The following is a 21,342-nucleotide window of genomic DNA, read 5'->3' as shown; positions in this document are numbered from 1 at the left end:
GGAGCGCCCCGTGAACCACGCCGTCGGCTCGCCCCTCCTGCTGACCCGCCCGCGCCCCGGGGTCGTGGTCGCGGCCCTGAACCGGCCGCACCGGATGAACGCCCTGACCGAGGACACCTTCCGCGCGCTGAGCGAGCTGTGCGCCGGACTCAGGCAGGACTCCTCGGCGCGGGTCCTGGTCCTGACCGGAGAGGGCGAGGACTTCTGCGCCGGCTACGACATCGACGAAGTGGGCCGCATCGCGGCGCTGCCCCCCGCCGAACTGCTCGCCCTGCTGGAGCGGCAGGGGGCGGCGGTGACCGCGCTGCGCGACCTGCCGCAGCCGGTGGTCGCCGCCGTGGACGGGGCCGCGGTCGGCGCCGGGCTGTCCCTCGCGCTGGCCGCCGATGTCCGGGTGCTGACCTCGCGGGCCCGGCTGCGCGCCTCCTTCGTACGGATGGGCCTGTCCGGCGGGGACATGGGGGCCTCCTGGCTGCTGCCGCGGATCGCCGGCTACGGCTACGCCTCGGAGCTGATGCTCACCGGCCGGCCCGTCGACGCGGACGAGGCCCTCGCCCGCGGCCTCGCGAGCCGGGTGACCGACCCGTCGGAGCTGCGCGCAGCGGCCCTGGACCTGGCGGAGCGGATCGCCGCCAACAGCCCGGTCGCGCTGGCCCTGACCAAGCGGATCCTCCAGTCCAACACGGACGCCCCCTCCCTCGCCGTCGCCCTGGAGCGGGAGGCGTCGACACAGGTGGTGGCCGCCGGCTCACCGGACGTCCAGGAGGCGGTGGCGGCCTTCCGCAGCCGACGGGCGCCGGCCCCCGCGGCCCCCGAACCCCCGACGGAGCCCTCGACGAACACCAAGGAGGAATCACGGTGACAACCGACCCGGCCTGGCGGCCCGCGGTGGTCGACCCCGGCGGCACCGGCGCCCCGGCGACCCCGGACGGACTGCGGGAGTATCTGCGGGAAACCGACCTCGCCGAGCTGCTGACGCGCGAGAGGGCCGTGGTCTTCCGTGGCTTCGGGATCACCCCCGACACCTACGACCGGGCCGCCGACGACCTGTTGCCCCACCGGCTGGCGTACGTGCACGGCAACTCGCCGCGCACCAAGGTGGGGCGCAACGTCTACACCTCCACCGAGTACCCGCCCGCCTACGAGATCTCGATGCACAACGAGATGTCCTACAGCCACACCTGGCCCGCGCGGATCCTCTTCCACTGCGAGCGCGCGCCGGACACCGGCGGGGCGACCCCCCTGGTCGACGGGGTGCTGTGGCTGGAGTCCCTGGACCCCGAGGTCCGCGCGGCCTTCGCCCCCGGCGTCCGCTACACCCAGAACCTGCACGACGGCATGGGTTTCGGCAAGAGCTGGCAGCAGACCTTCGAGACCGAGGACCGGGCCGGGGCCGAGGCGTTCCTGGAGGGCGCGGCCGCGGACTGGGAGTGGCGGCCGGACGGTTCGCTGCGGGTGACCCAGCTCCGGCAGGCCACGCTGAAACACCCCGTCACGGGCGCGGAGGTGTGGTTCAACCAGGCCGACCAGTGGCACCCGGCCGGGCTGGGAGAGGACGCGGCGATGCTCGCGGACCTGCTGCCCGAGGAAGAGCTGCCGCAGAACGTCGTGTTCGCCGACGGCAGCCCGATCCCGGCCGACTACATCACCCATGTCCAGGAGACCGGGATGCGGCTGGCGGTCGATGTCGACTGGCGGGCCGGCGATCTGCTGCTCGTCGACAATGTGGCGGTGGCCCACGGGCGCCGTGCCTACACCGGGCCGCGGCGCATTCTCGTGGCCATGTCCGACTGAGCGACCTTGGGCAGGCAAGTCTCTTGTCAGCGACTACTTTGTGGGGTCCGTTACTTCGCGCATCAGCTGATCGGGCAGGGGATCGCCGGACGGGTCCGATTCGCGCCGCACGCCACCAGCTGCACCGAGGCGAACCCGGTACCGCGCAGATACCAGCCGCCCACGACGTCCCCGCCCCAGCTGAGCCGGTCCCTCGCGGCAGCGAACCGTTCGGCTTGCCGAGTGGGGTCCTTGTCGTGGTCCGTCATGAAGGAGGGGGTCAACTCGGCGACCTGGTCCTGGTACCAGGCCAAGGCTTTCTCCGGCTCCTGGAAGGTGGCCTTGATCATCCTGGCTGGGCGGAGCAGCCAGTGCGGTACCTCCAGCGGCGGTACCTCGCTCGCCATGAAGGCCGGCGAGGCAGCCGCGATCTGCCTCCACTCCTGGGGCGAGATGTCCTGGACGACGAGATGGGGCGGCCTGCGCGCGGACTCGTCGTCGTACATACGTCGCTCTCCGGACCAGCGGTAGCAGTGCCAGTGATCCGGCATGGGCGGGAGCAGTGCTGTCATGCGGGAGTACCTCCTGCGGGGGCGGGAACGGCCCGTCCTTGTCCGGGCAGTGGACCGTCCGAGGACGGGGCCGTCGTCTGCCTACGGCGCCTGGCGTCGGCTACCTCGCGTACTGGCGGCCGTCGTCCGAGTCGCCGGGAGTCTGGCCGCCCGGGGTCGGGACGTCCGTGTCCGGCATGGTGTCGCCGTCCTCCGGGTCCTGGCGGACGACATGCTGTAATCGCATGGGGGCTCCTGTGGGTTCATGCGCGCAGGGGTGTCCCCCGCGCTGGTTGCGCGGTGCTCGTCCCGGCCACTGGCCTGCAAGCGGGAGGCCGGGGCGAGGCCCTGCCCCGGATAGGCAGGGGGTCTATGTGGCGTTCGCCTTCTGCGCCTCGATGGGCGGGGCCTGATGGCAGCCGCAGTCACAGCGAACGGTGAAGATGAGCGCGCCCCGGGTCGCGGGCGGTATGGGCGCCGCCCGGACCTCCCCCGGTCCTTTGCAGAATGCGTGGATCTCGGCGGGCGTGGTGTCCGGCTCGGCGGTGTACAGGGCGCAGTACGGGGACATGTGTCGGGCGCCGACCGGGACGGTCAGGATGCCCTCCCCATACGGGCCGTCCGCAGCGCCAGCACCCGGGCGACGCCGGCCGGGATGCGCTCTGGGTTCGACGGCAGTGCAGCGCACACCTCGCACACGTACCGGATCCATCCTGGCCCGGATGGTGCGGGCAGGTACTGCCGCCCCAGTCCCGGGCCCGTCTTCCGGCACCAGCAGCAGGCCGGGATGTGCTCAGTCGGCGCGCTCATGACCGGCCCCGTTCTCGGGCGTGGCGGAGGGCGGCGAGTTCGGCGAGCGGGTCCTGCTGCTTCGGGAAGCTCGGCGCGCAGCTGGGGCACGCGTAGGCAGTGCGGCCGCCGCAGCTGGCGGAGTGCACGTGCCCCACGATGACCGGCTCGTTGGTTGGTTTGTCGCAGCGGGCGCAGATCCGAGATGTCACCGGCCGGCGTCCTCACCGGGGCTGAGCTCGGCAAGGGCGGCCAGGGCGAGCGCCCGGCGCAACAGCGCGGCGTCGGTGAGGTAACGGCCCGGGCCCACTGGGATGCGCCAATGGATGCCCGGCGGACCCGTCCAGTGCGCCGGCGGTACACCGATGTAGCTTGCACCTGCGGTAGCCGCGCCGAGTACATGCACCTGCCGGACGTCCCAGCCGTGGGCGGAGCCCGGCTCCACAAGCCAGTACAGAGGGCCGTGCTTGTCCTGGATCACGGCGCCGGACTCGTCCCCGAGCAGTTTCAGCGCGTGCTCGCCGACGAGCCCTGAGGCCCTGACGGCGTCCCACCAGGTACCCGCTGGTAAGACCTTGACGTCGTATCCGCTCGACGGTGCCCATGGCAGGGCTCTGGTCATGGTCGGCTCCAATATGTGAGGGAGCGTGTGCAACCCTCTACACATTGGACCGGTTGACCGGTCCAGTCAAGCGGGTCGTCAACTCGACGCCACCATCGTGTAGCTGTCCGTCAACTCCCACAGATCGCCCGATGTCACGCCCTCTTCGCAGACCAGGGCGCGCCCATCTTGGTCGTAGGCCGTGTGCAAGGTGACCGCCACCGCTGCGGGCTGGGACAACCTCAGCAACTCCGCCTCTTCCTTTGCCGCCAGCCGCACCGTGTGGACGTCGACTCCCCTCATGGGAGACCGGCCAATGCAGCGGGCAACGTAGTTCGTCGTCCCCTCTGCGATCGGCCCCTTCATCCCGAGCCGCGGGCAGGCATCCGCAACGTCCAAGGGAAACCATGCGATAACGAGCGTGAACGGCCCTCCGTCGTCAAGAAGCACGAGCCGAGCCCGGCGTAGCGCGCGAGCACCCTCCGGGAGTTGCATGGCTTCTGCGACCCGCTGGGGCGGAACCTCCTTGGTCGGCACGCCCAACCGCTCGTAGGGGCGCCCGTGTGTCACCCGATCGTGAGAACTCCGGCGTCCGGCCGGACGGGCCACGGGAGTCTCGACGACCGTGAAGCCCGCGCCTTGACGAGCGACGACCGCACCGTCGTTGCGCAGGACATCCATCGCCTTGATCACGGTGGCCCGGGACACGCCGAACTGCTCGGTCAGCTCACGGCTGGAGGGGAGGAGATCGCCCGGGCCGAACTCGCCTTCGGTGATGCGTGCTCGGAGGTAATCGGCGATTTGTTCGTACTTCAGCTGCGGCATGACTGCTCCCACATAGAGGACCGGTTGACCGGGCACGTTACCCGGAAAGCGGACCCAGGCACCCCAGTGCAGTCACAATGCGGTCATGACGGCTCACCGGATAGCCCCCGAAGTCATGACCTTCTATGCATCCGTCATCGACGAGGCCGCGCGGCTGTCGTCTTCGGCAGACGGCAGACTGGAGATGGTGCGGACACAGGAACTCCTGCGCCGCCATCTGCCCCCTGCCCCGGCGCGGATCCTCGACGTCGGCAGCGGCCCGGGCGCGCACGCCCGCTGGCTGGCCGAGGACGGCTACCGTGTCCACCTTGTCGACCCCGTCCCCCGACACATTGAGCAGGCGAAGCGCATCGAGGGGTGCACAGCCGAAATGGGCGACGCCCGGGAGCTCACAGCAGAGAGCGAGTCCTACGACGTTGTCCTCCTGCTCGGCCCTCTCTACCACCTCCTGGAGCGCGACGAGCGGGATCGGGCTCTCGCCGAGGCGTACCGTGTCCTGCGCCCCGGGGGGCTGCTCGCTGCCGCCGGGATCAACCGCTACGCGAGCCTCTTTGAGCACACGGCGTTCGCGCACCTGTACAAGGAGCGGATGCAGGAGAACATCGGGAACATCCTCCGGACTCAGGTGCACGACGGGAAGAGGGGCTTCACCGCGGCCTACTTCCACACCGGCGAGCAGCTGCTCGAAGAAGTGAAGGACGCGGGGTTCGAGGCTCAGGTATTCGGCATTGAGGGCCCTACGTGGGCGATGCTGAAGGCGGCAGAGCAGCACACCGGTGAATCCCTGGTCGATACGCCGCTGTTCGCGTCGGCCCTGACCGCCGCGCGCATGGCCGAGCCATACCCGGAACTGCTGGCCGCGAGCTCGCACCTCTTGGCAGTAGGGCGCCGCCCGTCCGCGGGCGGGACACCAGCTCTTCGGCACTTGCCGCAAGAGCGTCCGCCGCTTCCTCAACACCCTGGCCCGGCGTAACGGTCCACAAGCGGTTCCTCCGCCGTCGCGACGGGCACCGCCTTGGCGACTGCCTTGCTGAGGCCGATGCGTCCCAGGCCAAGGAGGCTCGCACCTTCGCCAACGGGCTACGCAAGGACCTCGACGCCGTCACCGCCGACCTCACCCTGCCCCTGAACTCAGGTGTCGTGGAGGGCAACCGTCACGAGAATCAAGTTCCTCAAGCGCCAGCACTATGGCCGGGCCGGCTTCGACCTACTCCGCAGACGCATCCTCCTCGCTCGCTGACCGCACCCCACCACTGCCTCCCGTCGCCACTCAGGACGGCGCTTCGGGCAGCAGCTTGACGACACCGACCCAGGGGAATTCGCCCGTCGTGTGAACCGCACGGACTCGCCACCGGCCAGCCGGCAGAGCAACCGGAGCCTGCTCAGGCAGGTCGCCCTCCGGGTACTCCTGGTTGAGTTCGGCTCCCGGCGTGGTGGAATCCATGAGCACGGTCGGCCCGTCCGTCTCCCAGACGCCGACGTCTTCCCACTCGATGCCGGGATCGGCCAGGACGGCCTGCGCTGCGGCAACCAACTCGCCCTCCGAGTCGGCGGCCAGCCAGCGCACAAACACCTGCTGCTCGGGCAGGTAGCGGCTGGTGGCGGGCTCGTCCGCGAGGACCAGGGCCTGGACATCGCTCGAGCCGACATCAAGCAGTCCGGCCCAGCCCTCGACAGCGCAAGCCCGGTCGTAATCCTCCACGGCTCCCGATTCCTCGCCCCAGTTCTCCGAACAGCCACCCCATTCCGCAAGAACGGACACAGGCACGGCGATCAACGGGCCACCCGTGGACTCCACCCAGCCCGCAGACTTCTGGCTTGAACGAGACACAGCACGCGAAGAGTGATCCATGCGAGCAGCGTGCCTTCAGCCACTGACAACGCGCTGCCAGGAACCCAAGATCGTCCGCTTCACGGAAAGTGCCGAAGATCCGGAACAACACCGGTTCCAGTGACAGTTCCGCCAGCGAGGTGACCGGTCGCTCGGCGACACGATCGCGCGAGGGCCGCCTCGCTGTCCGGAGAACCGACGAAGCGAGCCCGAATTGATCTTGGAGAGGTTGAATCTCAATCTTCGGCCGCCCGGCAGATATCCGTACAGGGCCGGTCCAGCCGGGCCGCGAAGGGCCTGGATAGTGTCCGGTAAACCAGGCGTAAACCAGGCAGGCACAGCACGGACGGAGAACCGCCCGGCGATTCCTGACGGCCGCGCGGAGAACCGTCATGCCCGGAATTCCCTCCCGCCCGGCCTGCCCCGCCCCCATCCGCAGGTGAATGGCGAGGAGTCGAGGAGTCATGGCCGGATCTCAGGCTTTCGCTGGTGGAGAAGTCGAGGGTGAAGCTGATGGTGCAGCGTGCGGTGAATCTGGTGGTGAAGCGTGCGGTGAAGCATGTGGTGAAAAGGAATCACTTCCGCTGACCGGCGCGCAGGCGGGGGTGTGGTTCGCCCAGCGGGTCGACCCCGACAGCCCCATCTTCCGGGCGGCGGAGTATCTGGAAATCCACGGCCCGGTCGACCCCGGCATATTCGAGCGGGCGCTGCGTCAGGTGGTCACCGAGGCGGACGCCCTGCACCTCAGGTTCCTGGACACCGAGGACGGACCCCGCCAGGTGGTGGGGCCCGAGCCCCGGTGGCAACTGCGGATCGTCGACGTCTCGGCGGAGCCGGACCCCCGGCGGGCCGCCGAGGAGTGGATGGGCCGGGATCTGCGCAGGAAGATCGACCTCACCGGCTCCTCGCTGTTCACCTACGCCCTGTTCCGCGTCGCCGCCGACCGCTGGTTCTGGTACCACGCCTACCACCACATCCTGTTGGACGGCGTGGGCGCCTCCCTGTTCGTCCGCAGGGTCGCGCACGTCTACAGCGCGCTCGCGGCCGGCGCCGCCCCGGACGCCACCCCGTTCGAGTCGGTGCGCACCCTGCTCGCCGCCGACTCCGCCTACCGCGACTCGGAAGCCCTCCGCGAGGACCGGGAGTTCTGGCGCCGGACGTACGACGGCCGGCCCGAGCCCGGCGCGCTGTCCCCGCACCCGCTGCGGCCCACCCCCGACTTCCTCCGCCGCAGCGCCCGGCTGCCCGACGGGACACGGCGCGACCTGGACCGGGCGGCCGAGCGCGCCGGGGTCTCCCGGTCCCGGATCCTGGTCGCCGCCACGACGGCCTATATGCACCGGATGACCGGATCCGCCGAGGTGGTGCTGGGCCTTTCGGTGACCGCCCGCCCCGGCGGGGCCTCCCGCAACGTCCCCGGCATGGCCGCCAACGTGCTGCCGCTGCGGGTCGAGGTCGCCCCCGGCACCACCGTGGGCGGGCTGCTGGAGCGCACCCGCACGGCGCTGCGCGGGGTGCTCGCCCACCAGCGCTACCGGGGCGAGGACCTGCGCCGTGACCTCGGCCTGCGAGGCGACCAGCGCAGGTACTTCGGGCCACTGCTCAACGTCGTGCCCTTCGACTACGACCTGTGCTTCGCCGACAGCCGGGCCGACGCGCACAACATGTCGCTGCGGCTCATCCAGGACCTGGCGATCTCGGTCTACGACCGGGTCGGCGACCGCGGCATCCGGGTCGACTTCGACGCCCACCCCGAGCTGTACGGCCCCGCCGAACTCGCCGCGCACCAGGACCGCTATGTGCGGTTCGTCGGCCGGATCGCCCGGGCTCTGGCGGAGCCGGCCACCCCGCTGGCCCGGGTGGCGCTGCTCAGCGACGACGAACTCCGCGCCGCCGTCGCCCCGCCGGACGAGGCGGTGGCCCACCCGGCCCCGGGGCCGACCCTGCCCGGCCTGTTCGAGGAGCGGGTCCGCAGCGCGCCGGACGCCCCCGCCGTCGAGTACGAGGGCGCCTCGATCGGCTATGCGGAGCTGAACCGGCGGGCCAACCGGCTCGCCCGGCTGCTGGCCGGCCGGGGCGTGGGCCCGGAGGACCGGGTGGCGCTGCTGCTGCCCCGCTCGGCGGACCATGTGACCGCCGCGCTCGGGGTGATGAAGGCGGGCGCCGCCTATGTGCCGATCGACCCCGGCTATCCGGCCGAGCGCGTCGACCACCTCCTGAGCGACTCCGCGCCCGCATGCGTCCTGGCGCACGCCGCCACCGCCCACCTGGCCGCGGCCGCCGGCCGTGCGCCGCTGATCCTCGACGTGCCCGCCACCGCGCGGGCCCTGGCCGACCTGCCGGACGGCGACCTCACCGACGCGGAGCGCACCGCGCCACTGACCGCGGACCGGCCCGCGTACGTCATCTACACCTCGGGCTCCACCGGCACGCCCAAGGGCGTGGTGGTCACCCACCGCGGCATCCCGGCGCTGGCCGGGGCGCTGGCCGGGCGCCTGGGGATCGGGCCCGGCAGCCGGGTGCTCCAGTTCGCGTCCATGGGGTTCGACGCGGCCGTCTCCGAGCTGTGCATGGGGCTGCTGTCCGGGGCGACCCTGGTGCCGGCCCCGGCGGAGAAGCTGCTGCCCGGACCTCCGCTGGCGGCCTTCACCCGCCGGGCGCGCATCACCCACGCGCTGCTGCCGCCGTCCTCACTGGCCGTCATGGACCCCCGCGGCGACCTCCCCGACGACATGGCCCTGTACGTGGGCGGCGAGGCGTGCCCGGCCGAGCTGGCCGAGCGCTGGTCGGCGGAGCGGCTGCTGGTCAACGCCTACGGGCCCACCGAGGCCACGGTGGTCGCCACGATGAGCGGGCCGCTGTCGGGGCCGGAGCGGCCGCCCATCGGCGAGCCCATCCCCGGCACCCGGGGCTATGTGCTCGACGCCGGGCTCGCCCCGGTGCCGCCCGGCGTCCCCGGCGAGCTGTACGTGGCCGGCGCCGGCGTCGCCCGGGGGTATCTGGGGCGGTACGCGCTGACGGCCGAGCGCTTTGTCGCCAACCCCTTCGGGTCCCCTGGCGAGCGCATGTACCGCACCGGCGACCTGGTCCGGCGGCGCCCGGACGGGGCGCTGGAGTTCCTGGGCCGCGCCGACGACCAGGTCAAGATCCGCGGCTACCGGGTGGAGCCCGGCGAGGCGGAGGCCGCCCTGTTGAAGCTGCCCGCCGTCGGCCAGGCCGCCGTGGTGATCCGTCAGGAGCCGGACGGCGAGCCGTCCCTGGCCGCCTACCTCGTACCGGCCCCCGGGGCGGAACCGGATCCGGCTGCGATACGCGGGGCACTGGAGAGCGGGCTGCCCGGCTATCTGGTGCCCGCCACCTTCACGGTGCTCGACGCGCTGCCGGTCACCCCCAACGGCAAGATCGACCGCAAGGCGCTGCCGGACCCGTCCGCGGCGGCCGAACGGACCGTCACCCCGCCCCGCACCGAGCGGGAGCGGGCGTTGTGCGGGTTCTTCGCCGAGGTGCTCGGCGTCGAGGCCGTCGGCATCGACGACGACTTCTTCCAACTCGGCGGGCACTCCCTGCTGGTCGCCCGGCTGATGCAGCGGATCCGCTCCCGGCTGGGGGCCGAGTGCGGGGTCGACGTGGTCTTCCGCGCCCCCACCGTGCGCCGGCTCGCGGCGGAGCTGGGCGGCGAGGAACCGGGCGGCGAGGAAGCGGAACCGGGCGGCGCGGAACCGGGCGGCGCGGAACCGGGCGGCGCGGAACCGGACGGCGCGGAATCGGGCGGGGGGAAGCCCGTCCGTCCCGGACCGGTCCCGGTGCCCCGCGACGGCGAGCTCGAACTCTCCTACGCGCAAGCGCGGCTGTGGTTCCTGAGCCGGCTGGAGGGCCCCAGCGCCGCGTACCACATCCCGCTGGTCCTCACCCTCGACGGCGACCTCGACCCCGACGCGCTGGCCGCGGCCCTCGGCGACCTCGCCGACCGCCATGAGACCCTGCGCACCGTCTACCCGGATCGCGCGGGCGTACCGGTCCAGCGCATCCTGCCGCCCGGCGCCCACCCCGGGCTGACCACCGTGGCCTGCGACGAGGCGCGGCTGCGCGAGGAACTGGCCACGGCCGTGGCCCGCCCCTTCGACCTGGCCACCGAGCCGCCGCTGCGGACCCGGCTGTTCCGGACGGCGGCGCGACGGCACGTCCTGCTGCTGCTGGTGCACCACATCGCGGCCGACGCGGAGTCCTACGGCCCGCTGCTGCGCGACCTCGCGGCCGCCTACCGGGCCCGCCGGGCCGGGCGGGCGCACGAACTCCCGCCGCTGCCCGTGCAGTACGCCGACTACGCGGCCTGGCAGCGGCGCACCCTGGGCGACGGCGCGGACCCGGCGAGCGACGCGGCGCGGCAGACGGCCTACTGGAAGGAGCGGCTGGCCTCCCTGCCCGGCCCGCTCGACCTGCCCTTCGACCGGCCGCACCCGGACCGGGTCGCCACCGCGCCGGCCGCCCTGGTCAGCCTCGATCTCGACGCCGCGCTCCACCGCGGGGTTGGCGAGTTCGCCAGGGGATGCGGCGCCAGTACCTTCATGGCGCTCCAGGCGGCGCTGGCGGCGCTGCTGAGCAGGCTCGGCGCCGGGGAGGACATCGCGCTCGGCGTGCCCGTGGCCGGGCGCGGCGACGAGGCGCTGGAGGACCTGGTCGGACTGTTCGTCAACACCGTGGTGCTGCGCACCGACACTTCGGGCGCGCCGACGTTCCGTGAGCTTCTCGCCCGGGTGCGGGAGGCCGACCTGGCCGACTACGCCCACCAGGACCTGCCGTTCGAACGGCTCGTGGAGGCGCTCAACCCGCCGCGCTCGGCGGCCCGGCACCCGCTGTTCCAGGTCATGCTGGCCATGGACAGCTCGCACCGGACGCCGCCCGAGCTGGACGGGCTCCGGCTGGGGCTGCTGGACGTGCCCACGGGCACCGCCAAGTTCGACCTGTCGTTCAACGTCCGGGAACGCTTCACCCCCGAAGGAGCGGCGGACGGGATCCTGGTGGCGCTCGAGTACCGCGCCGATGTCTTCGAGGAGTCCACCGCCAGGGAGCTGCTGCGGCGCTACGGCCGCCTGCTGGGCGCGGCCACGGCCGACCCGGACGCGCCCGTCGCGGGCGCCCGGATCCTCGCCGACGACGAATACCGCAGGCTGCTGACGGGCTGGAACGACACCGCCGCACCCGAGTCCCTGCGCGACGTGGTGGGCCGGGTGCGGGAACTGGCGGCGGACCGGCCGGACGCCGTCGCGGTCACCGACGACGACGGAGACCTCGGCTACGGCGAACTCGTCGTCCACGCCGATCGGCTGGCCCGGCGGCTGCGGGCGTCGGGCGCGGGCCCCGACGCGGTGGTCGCCGTCCTGGCGGACCGGGGCCGCTGGGCGGTGGCCGCGCTGCTGGGCGCGCTGGCGGCCGGGGCCGCGTATCTGCCGCTGGACACCGGCGCGCCCACCGAGCGCTCCGTGGCCGCGCTGGCCGACGCCGGGGCGCGGTGGCTGCTGGCCGGGCCGGGGCACCGGGAGGCGGCCGCCAAGGCGGCGGAAGCGTCCGGTGGGACATCCGGCGGGGTGGTTGATGTGCTTCCGCTCGGCCCGGACGAGGACGCGGACGAGGACGCGGACACGGGCGAGGACGTGTACGAGGCCGCGTACGGGAACGGGCCCGGGGCCGCCGGGGGCGCGCCGCCCGCCGACCAGCTCGCCTATGTCATCTTCACCTCCGGCTCCACCGGCCGCCCCAAGGGGGCGATGGTCCACCACCGGGGGATGAACAACCACCTGTCGGCCAAGGTGGCGGACCTCGGCCTCACCGCCGCGGACACGGTGGTGGCCAACGCCCCGCTGACCTTCGACATCTCCGTGTGGCAGATGCTCGCCCCGCTGGTCGTCGGCGGCCGCGCCCTCGCGGTCTCCCAGCGGCTCGCGGCCGACCCTCCGGGCCTGTTCCGGCTGGTGACCCGCGCGGAGGTCACCGTCCTGGAAGTGGTGCCCTCGCTGCTGCGCGCGGCGCTGGACGCCTGGGACGACGGCGAGCCCCTGCCCGCCCTGCCGTCCCTGAGGTGGCTGGTCGTCACCGGCGAGGAGCTGCCCGGCGAACTGTGCCGCCGCTGGTTCGCCCGCTTCCCCGGCGTCCCGGTCGTCAACGCCTACGGCCCCACCGAGTGCTCCGACGACGTCACGCACGCGGTCATCGCCAGCGACCCCGGCCGCACCACGTCCCCGATCGGGCGGGCCATCCGCAACACCCGGCTGTATGTGCTCAGCGACGAGCTCCAGCCCGTCCCCGTGGGCGTCGTCGGCGATCTGTACGTGGCGGGCGTGGGCGTCGGCCGCGGATATCTGGGCGACCCGGCCAGGACCGCGCACACCTTTGTGGCCGACCCCTTCGCCGACCCCGCCGCCGCGCCCGGCGGCCGGCTGTACCGCACCGGCGACCGGGTGCGGTATCTGCCGGACGGGCAGCTCGAGTTCCTGGGCCGCCGGGACACCCAGATCAAGATCCGCGGCCGGAGGATCGAGCTGGGCGAGGTCGAGGCCGGGCTGCGCGGGCTGCCCGGGGTGACGGACGCGGTGGCGTCCGTGGTGCCGGGACCCGGGGGCCACCCCCGGCTCGTCGGGTACGTGGTCGGTCAGGCGAGTCCCCGCCAGGTGCGGGAGGCGCTCGCCGCCGCGCTGCCCGACCATCTGGTGCCGTCGGCCGTCGTGGCGCTGGACGCCGTCCCGCTGACCGGGAACGGCAAGGTGGACCGCAAGGCGCTGCCGGTGCCGGACCTCCCCGGCACCGTGAACCGGGAGCCGCGCACCCCGCAGGAGGAGATCCTGTGCGCGCTGTTCGCCGAGGCGCTGGGGCTGGAACGGGTCGGAGCCGACGCGGACTTCTTCGGCCTGGGCGGGCACTCCCTGCTGGCCACCCGGCTGGTGTCCCGCGTCCGCGCGGCCCTCGGCGTGGAGGTGGAGGTCGCCACGCTGTTCGAGGCGCCCACCCCCGCCGCGCTCGCCGGGCGCCTGGGGGCCGCCGGACCCGCCCGCCCCGGCCTGGTGCGCCGGGACCGGCCCGAGGTGCTGCCGCTGTCGTATGTGCAGCGCGGCATGTGGTTCATCAACCGGCTGGAGACCGGCCGGGGCACCTACAACGTCCCGCTGGTGGTCCGCCTGTCGGGCCGGCTCGACATCGCCGCGCTGGGGGCCGCGCTGGGCGATGTGGTGGCCCGCCACGAGAGCCTGCGCACCGTGTTCCCCGAGGCCGACGGCGTCCCCCGGCAGGTCGTGCTCGACCCCGCGGACGCCGCGCCCGCCGTGTCCGTCGTGGCCGCGGAGGGCGAGGACGACGAGGGTGTGCGCGCGCTGATCGCCGCCGCGGCCGGCGCCGGATTCGACGTCGCCCACGAGCCGCCGCTGCGGGTGACGCTGCTGGTCCTCGGCGCGCGCGAGCACATCCTGGTCGTCGTCGCCCACCACATCGCCAGCGACGGCTGGTCCGCGGCGCCGCTCGCCCGCGATCTGTCCCTCGCGTACCGGGCGGCCCTGCGGGGCGAGGCCCCGGCCTGGGAGCCGCTGCCCGTGCAGTACGCCGACTACACCCTGTGGCAGCGGGCACTGCTGGGGGACGAGGCGGACCAGGGCAGTGAGATCTCCCGCCAGTTCGCCTACTGGAAGGACACCCTCGCCGGGCTGCCGGACGAGCTGCGGCTGCCCACCGACCGGCCGCGGCCGGCGGCGGCGGACGGCCTGCGGGGCGGGGTGGTCCCGTTCGAGGTGAGCGCCGAGACCCACCGCGCGGTGGTGCGGCTGGCCCGGGCGACCGCGACGACCCCGTTCATGGTGTTCCACGCCGCCCTCGCGGCCCTGCTCACCCGGCTCGGCGCGGGCACCGACATCCCCATCGGCACCTCGGTGTTCGGCCGCGGCGACGACGCCCTGGACGAGCTGGTGGGCTACTTCGTCAACTCGCTCGTGCTGCGCGCCGACACCTCGGGCGACCCCTCCTTCGGCGAGCTGCTGCGCCGGGTGCGGCGCACCGACATCGCCGCCTTCGCCCACCAGGACCTGCCGTTCGAGCGGCTGGTCGCGGCGCTCAACCCCCGGCGTGTTCCCGGCCGCCACCCCCTGTTCCAGGTGAAGCTGCTCCTCCAGAACCTGGACCGCGCCCGCTTCGCCCTCCCGGGGCTCGACGCCGATGTCCTGCCGTACGACCCCGACCTGGCCAAGCTGGACCTCCAGTTCAGCGTCTCCGAGCGGTACGACGACCGGGGCGAACCGGCCGGCGTCGAGGCGCTGGTGGGCTACTCGGCCGAGGTGTTCGACCGGGCGTCGGCACAGGCGGTGTCCGCTCGGTTCGTGCGGCTGCTGGAGGCGGTGGTGGCCGACCCGGACCGGCCGATCGGCGCGGTGGAGCTGCTGGGCGCCGCCGAGCGCGAGCTGGTGCTGACGGAGCGCAACGCCACGGCGCGCGCGGTGCCGGAGGCGACGTTCCCGGAGCTGTTCCGGGCGCGGGTGGCGGCCGCCCCCGACGCGCCCGCCGTGGTGTGCGGCGCGCTGCGGCTGACGTACGGGCAGCTCGACGCCCGCGCGAACCGGCTGGCCCGGCTGCTGCTGGACCGGGGCGTCGGCGCCGGGTCGCTGGTGGCGCTGGCGCTGCCGCGTTCCGCGGACGCGGTGGTGGCGATGGTGGCGGTGCAGAAGGCCGGGGCGGCGTACGTACCGGTGGACCCGGAGCAGCCGGGGTCGCGGACGGGGCTGCTGCTGGCGGACGCGCGGCCGTCGCTGGTGCTGTCCCTGGACGGGGCGGCGCCGCCCGCGGGACCCGCCGAGGTGGTGGCGCTGGACGCGGCGGAGACGGTGGCGGCGCTGGCGGAGGCGAGCGATAAGGACCCCGGGGTGGAGGGGTCGGCACGCGATGCGGCGTATGTGGTCTATACGTCGGGTTCGACGGGGCGGCCGAAGGGGGTGGTGGTGGAGCAGGGTTCGTTGGTGGATTACGTGGTGCGGTGTGTGGTGGCGTATCCGGGTTTGGCGGGGCGGACGTTGTTGCATTCGCCGTTGTCGTTCGACTTGGGGTTGACGGGGTTGTACGGGGCGTTGGCGGCGGGTGGCTGTCTGGTGGTCGCGGATTTGGATGAGCGGCTTTCGGTGCCGGGTGGGGTGACGTTCGCGAAGGTGACGCCGAGCCATTTGCCGGTGCTTCAGGAGCTGCCGGATGCCTGTTCGCCCACGGGGGAGCTGGTCATCGGCGGGGAGGCGCTGAGTGGTGCCCGGCTGGCGTCGTGGCGGGCCCGGCATCCGGGTGTCGAGGTGGTCAACCACTATGGTCCGACGGAGGCCACGGTGGGTTGTCTGGATCACCGGATTCCGACGGGGGCGGTGCTGGCGGACGGCCCGGTGCCGGTCGGCCGGCCCATGTGGAACACCCGGGTGTACGTCCTGGACGCGGGGCTGTCCCCGGTGCCGGACAACGTGGTGGGCGAGTTGTACATCGCGGGCACCGGCGTGGCCCGGGGCTATCTGAACCTGCCCGGGCAGACCGGGGAGCGGTTTGTCGCGGATCCCTTCGGGCCGCCCGGGTCCCGGATGTACCGCACCGGGGACCTCGCCCGCTGGACGGGCGCGGGCGTGCTGGAGTTCGCGGGCCGGGCCGATGACCAGGTGAAGGTGCGCGGCTACCGGATCGAACCGGGCGAGGTCGAGGCGGCGGTCGCGTCGTTCCCCGGGGTGGACCGGGCCGTGGCCCTCGTCCGCGAGGACCGGGCGGACGACCGGCGGCTGGTCGCCTACGCCGTACCCGCCGCCGGGACCGGCGCGGCTTTGGACCCGGCCGCGCTGGCCGCCTGGGTGGCCGCCCGGCTGCCCGACTACGCCAGGCCCGCGCTGGTCGTCCTGGACGCGCTGCCGCTCACCCCGAACGGCAAGGTGGACAGGGGCGCGCTGCCCGCGCCCGAGGTGTCGGTCAGCGCCTCCCGGACGGCCCGTACCGCCCGGGAGGAGATCCTGTGCGGGCTGTTCGCGGACGTCCTCGGCGTGGCCCGGGTCGGCGTCGACGACGGCTTCTTCGACCTCGGCGGCCACTCGCTGCTCGCCACCCGGCTGGTGTCCCGCATCCGTGCCGCCCTCGGGGTGGACGTGCCGCTGCGCGTCGTGTTCGAGGCCCCGACCGTCCGCGGGCTCGCGCCACGCCTGGACGGCGAGGCGCCCGCCCGGCCCGCCCTGGCGGCCCGGCCGCGGCCCGAGACCGTACCGCTGTCCTTCGCCCAGCGCCGCCTGTGGTTCATCAACCAGATGGAAGGGCCGAGCGCCACCTACAACATCCCGCTCGTGCTGCGGCTCACCGGGCACATCGACCGGCCCGCCCTGCGCGCGGCCCTGCGCGACGTGGTCGCCCGGCACGAGACCCTGCGCACCGTCTTCCCCGCCGTCGACGGCGTGCCGTTCCAGCGGGTCCTGGACCCCGAGCCGGGCATGCCCGAACTGGAGGAGTCCGAGGTCGCCCCGGACGAGCTGCCGGGCGCCGTCCACGCGGCCGTCACCGAGGGCTTCGACCTCGTCAGCCGGCCGCCGCTGAGGACCAGGCTGCTGGTCTGCGGCGACACCGCCGCGCTGGTGGTCGTCATGCACCACATCACCGGTGACGGCTGGTCGCACGCCCCGCTGTTGCGCGACCTGTCACAGGCGTATGCGGCGCGCCTGGGCGGCGAGGCACAGCCGGGCCGGCCGCCGCTGCCGGTCCAGTACGCCGACTACACCCTCTGGCAGCGTGAACTCCTCGGCGACGACACCGACCCCGACAGCGAGTTCTCCCGGCAACTGCGCCACTGGGCGGCCGCGCTGGAGGGCCTGCCGGAGGAGCTGGCGTACCCCACCGACCGGCCCCGCCCCGAGGCCGCCAGCTACCGGGGCGACCGGGTGCCGGTGGCGCTCGGCGCCGAGGCGCACGCGGGCGTCGTGGCCCTCGCCAAGGCGAGCGGGGTCAGCGTCTTCATGGTGCTCCAGGCCGCTCTCGCCACGCTGCTGACCCGGCTGGGCGCGGGTACCGACATCCCGCTCGGCGCCCCCAGCGCGGGCCGCACCGACCATGCCCTCGACGAGCTGGTGGGCTTCTTCGTCAACACGCTGGTGCTGCGCACGGACACCTCCGGCGACCCGAGTTTCCGGGACCTGCTCGCCCGGGTGCGGGAGACGGACCTGGCCGCGTACGACCACCAGGACCTGCCGTTCGAGCGGCTGGTGGAGGAGGTCAACCCGAAGCGCTCGCTCGCCCGGCACCCGCTGTTCCAGGTGATGCTCATCCTGCGCAACACGGACCGGCTGGAGCTCGATCTGCCCGGTCTGCGCGGGCGGGTGGAAGGGGCCGAGGCCCCCGTGGCCCGGTTCGACATGTCGTTCAGCCTGACCGAGCACTATTCAGAGGAGGGTGCTGACGGCGTCGGCGCCCCCGAGGGCATCCGGGGACAGATCCGGTACGCCGCCGACCTGTTCGACCGCGCCACCATGGAGACCTGGGCGGCCCGGCTGGTCCGGCTGGTCAGCGCGGCGGTCGCGGACCCGGATCGCCCCATCGGCGCGCTTCCGGTGCTGTCCGAGGAGGAGCTGCACGAGCTGCTGGTCGTCCGCAACGACACCGCGCACGCCCTGCCGGACGCCTCCCTGCCCGAGCTGTTCCGCCGGCAGGCGGCCCGTACCCCGCACGCCACCGCGCTGGTCCAGGGGGAGCTGCGCCTGACGTACCAGCAGCTCGACGCGCGCTCCGACGAGCTGTGCGCCGCGCTGCTGGCCCGGGGCGTCGGCTGGGAGGACCGGGTGGCGCTGCTGCTGGAGCGGCGGGCCGACCACGTGGTGGCCGTGCTCGCCGTGGCCAAGGCGGGAGCGGTGTACGTACCGCTGGACGCCCGCAGCCCCGAGGCCCGGCTGCGGCACATCCTCACCGGCACCCAGGCGGTGGCGGTGGTCGCCGACGCACGGACCGCCCCGCGCGTCCCGTCCGGCCACGCCTCGCTCGTCCTGGCCGACGGCGCGGGCGCGGCGCCGTTCCGATGTGCGGCTCCGCCGCGTGGCGGGACGGGGCGGACGGAACCGGCGCCCGCCGTGCCGCCCGGCGGCCTCGCGTACATCATCCACACCTCGGGCTCCACCGGTGAGCCCAAGGGCGTGGCGGTCTCCCACCGCAGTGTCGTCGACATGGTCCTGGACCGCTGGTGGGGGCACACCGCCGAGGACCGGATGCTGATGCACCTGCCGGTGTCGTTCGACGCCTCGACCTACGAGCTGTGGGGGCCGCTGCTGACGGGCGGCCGGATCGTCGCGTACGACGGCGAGGCCACCGACATCGCGGCCCTCGCCCGCACCATGGCCGAACACCGGGTCACCGCCGGGCTGTTCAGCGAGGGCGTCTTCCGGCTGCTCGCCGAGAACCACCTGGAGAGCTTCGACGGCCTGAGGGACATCTACGTCGGCGGTGACGCCGTCTCGGCCGTGGCCGCCCGCAAGGTCATGGACCGCGTCCCCGGGGCCCGGCTGACCAACACCTACGGACCCACCGAGTGCACCCAGTGCGTCATCCACCACGAGCTGACCCGCGAGGACGTCGAGGGGCGCCGCGCGGCCATCCCCATCGGACGGCCCCTGGACAACACCCGGGTGTACGTCCTCGACGAGCGGCTGCGGCCCGTGCCGCCCGGCGTCACCGGAGAGCTGTACGTGGCCGGCGAGGGCGTGGCCCGCGGCTACCACGGGCGGCCGGGGCAGACCGCCGAGCGCTTTGTCGCCGACCCCTTCGGGCCCCCGTCCTCGCGCATGTACCGCACCGGCGACCGCGTGTGGTGGCGCCCCGGCGGCGCCCTGGAGTTCGCGGGCCGCGCCGACGCCCAGGTCAAGGTGCGGGGTTTCCGGATCGAACTGGGGGAGGTCGAGGCGGCGGTCGCGTCGTTCCCCGGCGTGGCCCAGGCCGTCGTGGTCGTCCGCGAGGACCGGCCGGGGGACCGGCGGCTGGCCGCCTACGCCGTGCCCGCCGCCGGCACCGCGCTGGACACCGCCGCGCTGGCCGAGCATGTGGGCGCGCTGCTGCCGGACTACATGGTGCCCGCGGTGTTCGTCCCGATGGCGGCCCTGCCGCTGGGGCGCAGCGGCAAGCTGGACCGCTCCGCACTGCCCGTGCCCGACTACGGCGGCGGCGGTGGCCGGGGGCCGCGGGACGACCGGGAACGGCTGCTGTGCTCGCTGTTCGCGGAGCTGCTGGGCGCCCCCGAGGTCTTCGCCGACGACAACTTCTTCGTGCTCGGCGGCGACAGCATCGGCTCCATCCAGCTGGTCAGCCGGGCGCGGCAGGCGGGGCTGGCGATCAGCGCGCGCGATGTGTTCCTGCACCAGACCCCCGCGGAGCTCGCGCTCGCCGCCACCGCGGCGGACGAGGACCCCGATGCACCCGCGGCCGACGACGGCACCGGCACCGTCCAGGCCACCCCGATCATGGAGTGGCTGAGGGAGCTGGGCGGCCCGGTGGCCGGGTTCAACCAGTCCGTGCTGCTCCGCGTGGCCCCGGGGCTCACCCAGGACGCGCTGGGCACCGCCGTACAAGCGGTCCTGGACCGGCACGCCGTGCTGCGCGCCCGGCTCGACCGGTCGGGCGAGGGGCCCTGGCGTCTCGAGGTGCCCCCGGCCGGGGCGGTGGACGCGGCGGGCTGTGTGCGCCGGGTCGACATCGCGGACCGCCCGGAGGGGCGGCTCGCGCCCGTGCTGGCCGAGCACGCCGAGGCGGCCCGCCGGGAACTGGCGCCGGACGCGGGCGCGATGGTCAGGGTGGTCTGGTTCGACGCCGGGGACCTGCGGCCCGGACGGCTGCTGGTGATGGCCCACCACCTGGTGGTCGACGGGGTCTCGTGGCGCATCCTCCTCCCCGACCTGATGGACTGCTGGTCGGCCGCCACGGCCGGGCGGGAGGCGGCGCTCCGGCCTGTGCGCACCTCCTTCCGCACCTGGGCGCGAGAGCTGCCCCGGCGGGCCGGGAGCGAGGCCGTCGAAGCCGAACTCCCGCTGTGGCGGCGGATGGCAGGGGACCCGGACCCGCTGCTGTCCGACCGGCCGCTGGACCCGGCCGTCGACACCCACCGGACGCTCCGCCGCCACCGGGCCGTGCTGCCGCCCGAGCGCACCGGGCCGCTGCTGACGGCCGTGCCCGGCGCGACGGGCGCGGCGGCGGACGAGGTGCTGCTCACCGCGTTCGCGACGGCCGTCGCGGAGTGGCGGCGGCGCCGCGGTGGCGCGGACGGCCCGGTGCTGGTCGATCTGGAGGGCCACGGCCGGGGCGAGGGCGAGGGGGCCGAACTCTCCCGGACGGTCGGCTGGTTCACCGCCATGCATCCGCTGCGGATCGACGCCGGCGTCGGCTGGGCGGAGTTCCGCGCCGGGGGCGCGGCCGCGGGCGGCGCGCCGGCGCGGGTACGGGAGCAGGTGCGCGCCCTGCCCGGCAAGGGCGTCGGGTACGGGCTGCTGCGCCATCTCAACCCCGTGGCCTCCGCCGAGCTGGCCGCGGCCCCCGCCCCGCAGATCGGGTTCAACTACCTGGGGCGCGTCCGCCCCGAGAGCGGGCCCGCCGAGTGGGGCGCGGCCCCCGAGGACGTACGGGTGGCGCCCGCCGACCCGGACCTGCCCTTCGCCCACGCCCTGGAACTCAACGCGGTCGTCCACGACGGGCCCGAGGGCCCCCGGCTGAACGTCACCTGGACCTGGCCCGCCGGGCTGTTCGAGGAGTCCGCGGTCCGGGAGCTGACCGACCTGTGGTTCACCGCCCTGGACGCCCTGACGTCCTACGCCACCGCCCGCCCCGCCACCGCCCGCCCCGCCACCGCCCACCCCGCCACCTCCCGGCCCGAGGCGAACGGCCGCACCTCACCCGACACCTCCCTGGTGGACCTGGACCCGGACGAGCTCGATGAGCTCGGCGAGCTCGAAGCTGACTGGAGGAAGTGA

Annotated in this window: 9 protein-coding genes and 1 pseudogene; 5 read left to right on the top strand and 5 right to left on the bottom strand. The window is 74.0% G+C overall.

The window, feature by feature from the left end:
- Nucleotides 1–10 precede the first annotated feature (10 nt).
- Both ABTY62_RS13635 and ABTY62_RS13630 read left to right on the top strand, forming a co-directional pair.
- Nucleotides 11–862, top strand: a complete 852-nt coding sequence (locus ABTY62_RS13635) for an enoyl-CoA hydratase/isomerase family protein (protein ID WP_352129587.1) — start codon at nucleotides 11–13, stop codon at nucleotides 860–862.
- Nucleotides 859–1,794, top strand: coding sequence for a TauD/TfdA family dioxygenase (locus tag ABTY62_RS13630; RefSeq protein WP_352129586.1), 936 nt, complete (start codon nucleotides 859–861; stop codon nucleotides 1,792–1,794). Before ABTY62_RS13635 ends, ABTY62_RS13630 begins: the two co-directional genes overlap by 4 nt.
- Nucleotides 1,795–1,856: 62 nt before the next feature.
- On the opposite strand, the gene ABTY62_RS13625 is transcribed toward ABTY62_RS13630, so the two are convergent.
- From ABTY62_RS13625 to ABTY62_RS13610, 4 genes are all read right to left on the bottom strand, one after another.
- A complete protein-coding gene (locus ABTY62_RS13625; protein WP_352129585.1) occupies nucleotides 1,857–2,345 on the bottom strand; it encodes a hypothetical protein in 489 nt (162 codons plus the stop codon).
- A gap of 100 nt (nucleotides 2,346–2,445) precedes the next feature.
- Complete coding sequence (locus ABTY62_RS13620) at nucleotides 2,446–2,571, bottom strand: hypothetical protein (protein ID WP_352129584.1); 126 nt, start codon at nucleotides 2,569–2,571, stop codon at nucleotides 2,446–2,448.
- 750 nt (nucleotides 2,572–3,321) lie between these two features.
- The gene (locus ABTY62_RS13615; RefSeq protein ID WP_352129583.1) at nucleotides 3,322–3,735 is read right to left on the bottom strand and encodes a hypothetical protein; all 414 of its coding nucleotides are present in this window, start codon (nucleotides 3,733–3,735) and stop codon (nucleotides 3,322–3,324) included.
- Between the two features lie 78 nt (nucleotides 3,736–3,813).
- Entirely contained in the window at nucleotides 3,814–4,539 is a 726-nt protein-coding gene (locus tag ABTY62_RS13610; RefSeq protein WP_352129582.1) for a GntR family transcriptional regulator, read from the bottom strand.
- An 85-nt stretch (nucleotides 4,540–4,624) separates the two neighbouring features.
- Between ABTY62_RS13610 and ABTY62_RS13605 the strand changes: the two genes are divergently transcribed.
- Both ABTY62_RS13605 and ABTY62_RS13600 read left to right on the top strand, forming a co-directional pair.
- Nucleotides 4,625–5,512 (top strand): class I SAM-dependent methyltransferase, encoded by an 888-nt coding sequence (locus ABTY62_RS13605; RefSeq protein ID WP_352129581.1) that lies wholly within the window; start codon nucleotides 4,625–4,627, stop codon nucleotides 5,510–5,512.
- A 95-nt stretch (nucleotides 5,513–5,607) separates the two neighbouring features.
- Nucleotides 5,608–5,779 (top strand): annotated as a pseudogene (locus ABTY62_RS13600) (ISL3 family transposase); the annotation flags it as partial.
- Nucleotides 5,780–5,809: 30 nt separating this feature from the next.
- On the opposite strand, the gene ABTY62_RS13595 reads toward ABTY62_RS13600, so the two are convergent.
- Nucleotides 5,810–6,391: an Imm21 family immunity protein gene (locus tag ABTY62_RS13595; protein WP_352129580.1), complete on the bottom strand. Its 582-nt coding sequence runs from the start codon at nucleotides 6,389–6,391 to the stop codon at nucleotides 5,810–5,812.
- A gap of 584 nt (nucleotides 6,392–6,975) precedes the next feature.
- On the opposite strand from ABTY62_RS13595, the gene ABTY62_RS13590 reads away from it, so the two are divergent.
- Entirely contained in the window at nucleotides 6,976–21,342 is a 14,367-nt protein-coding gene (locus ABTY62_RS13590; RefSeq protein ID WP_352129579.1) for a non-ribosomal peptide synthetase, read from the top strand.

The organism is Streptomyces sp. NPDC097640, from assembly GCF_040302705.1.
Taxonomy (GTDB): Bacteria; Actinomycetota; Actinomycetes; order Streptomycetales; family Streptomycetaceae; genus Streptomyces.
The sequence above is the reverse complement of the archived record's forward strand: the minus strand, read 5'-3'. Positions and strand labels throughout refer to the sequence as shown.

Excerpts from the sequence above, each read along its gene's own strand:
- ABTY62_RS13595 (WP_352129580.1), bottom strand. The coding sequence starts at position 6,391 with ATGGATCACTCTTCGCGTGCTGTGTCTCGTTCAAGCCAGAAGTCTGCG.
- ABTY62_RS13620 (WP_352129584.1), bottom strand. The coding sequence starts at position 2,571 with ATGCGATTACAGCATGTCGTCCGCCAGGACCCGGAGGACGGCGACACC.
- ABTY62_RS13615 (WP_352129583.1), bottom strand. The coding sequence starts at position 3,735 with ATGACCAGAGCCCTGCCATGGGCACCGTCGAGCGGATACGACGTCAAG.
- ABTY62_RS13605 (WP_352129581.1), top strand. The coding sequence starts at position 4,625 with ATGACGGCTCACCGGATAGCCCCCGAAGTCATGACCTTCTATGCATCC.
- ABTY62_RS13625 (WP_352129585.1), bottom strand. The coding sequence starts at position 2,345 with ATGACAGCACTGCTCCCGCCCATGCCGGATCACTGGCACTGCTACCGC.
- ABTY62_RS13610 (WP_352129582.1), bottom strand. The coding sequence starts at position 4,539 with ATGCCGCAGCTGAAGTACGAACAAATCGCCGATTACCTCCGAGCACGC.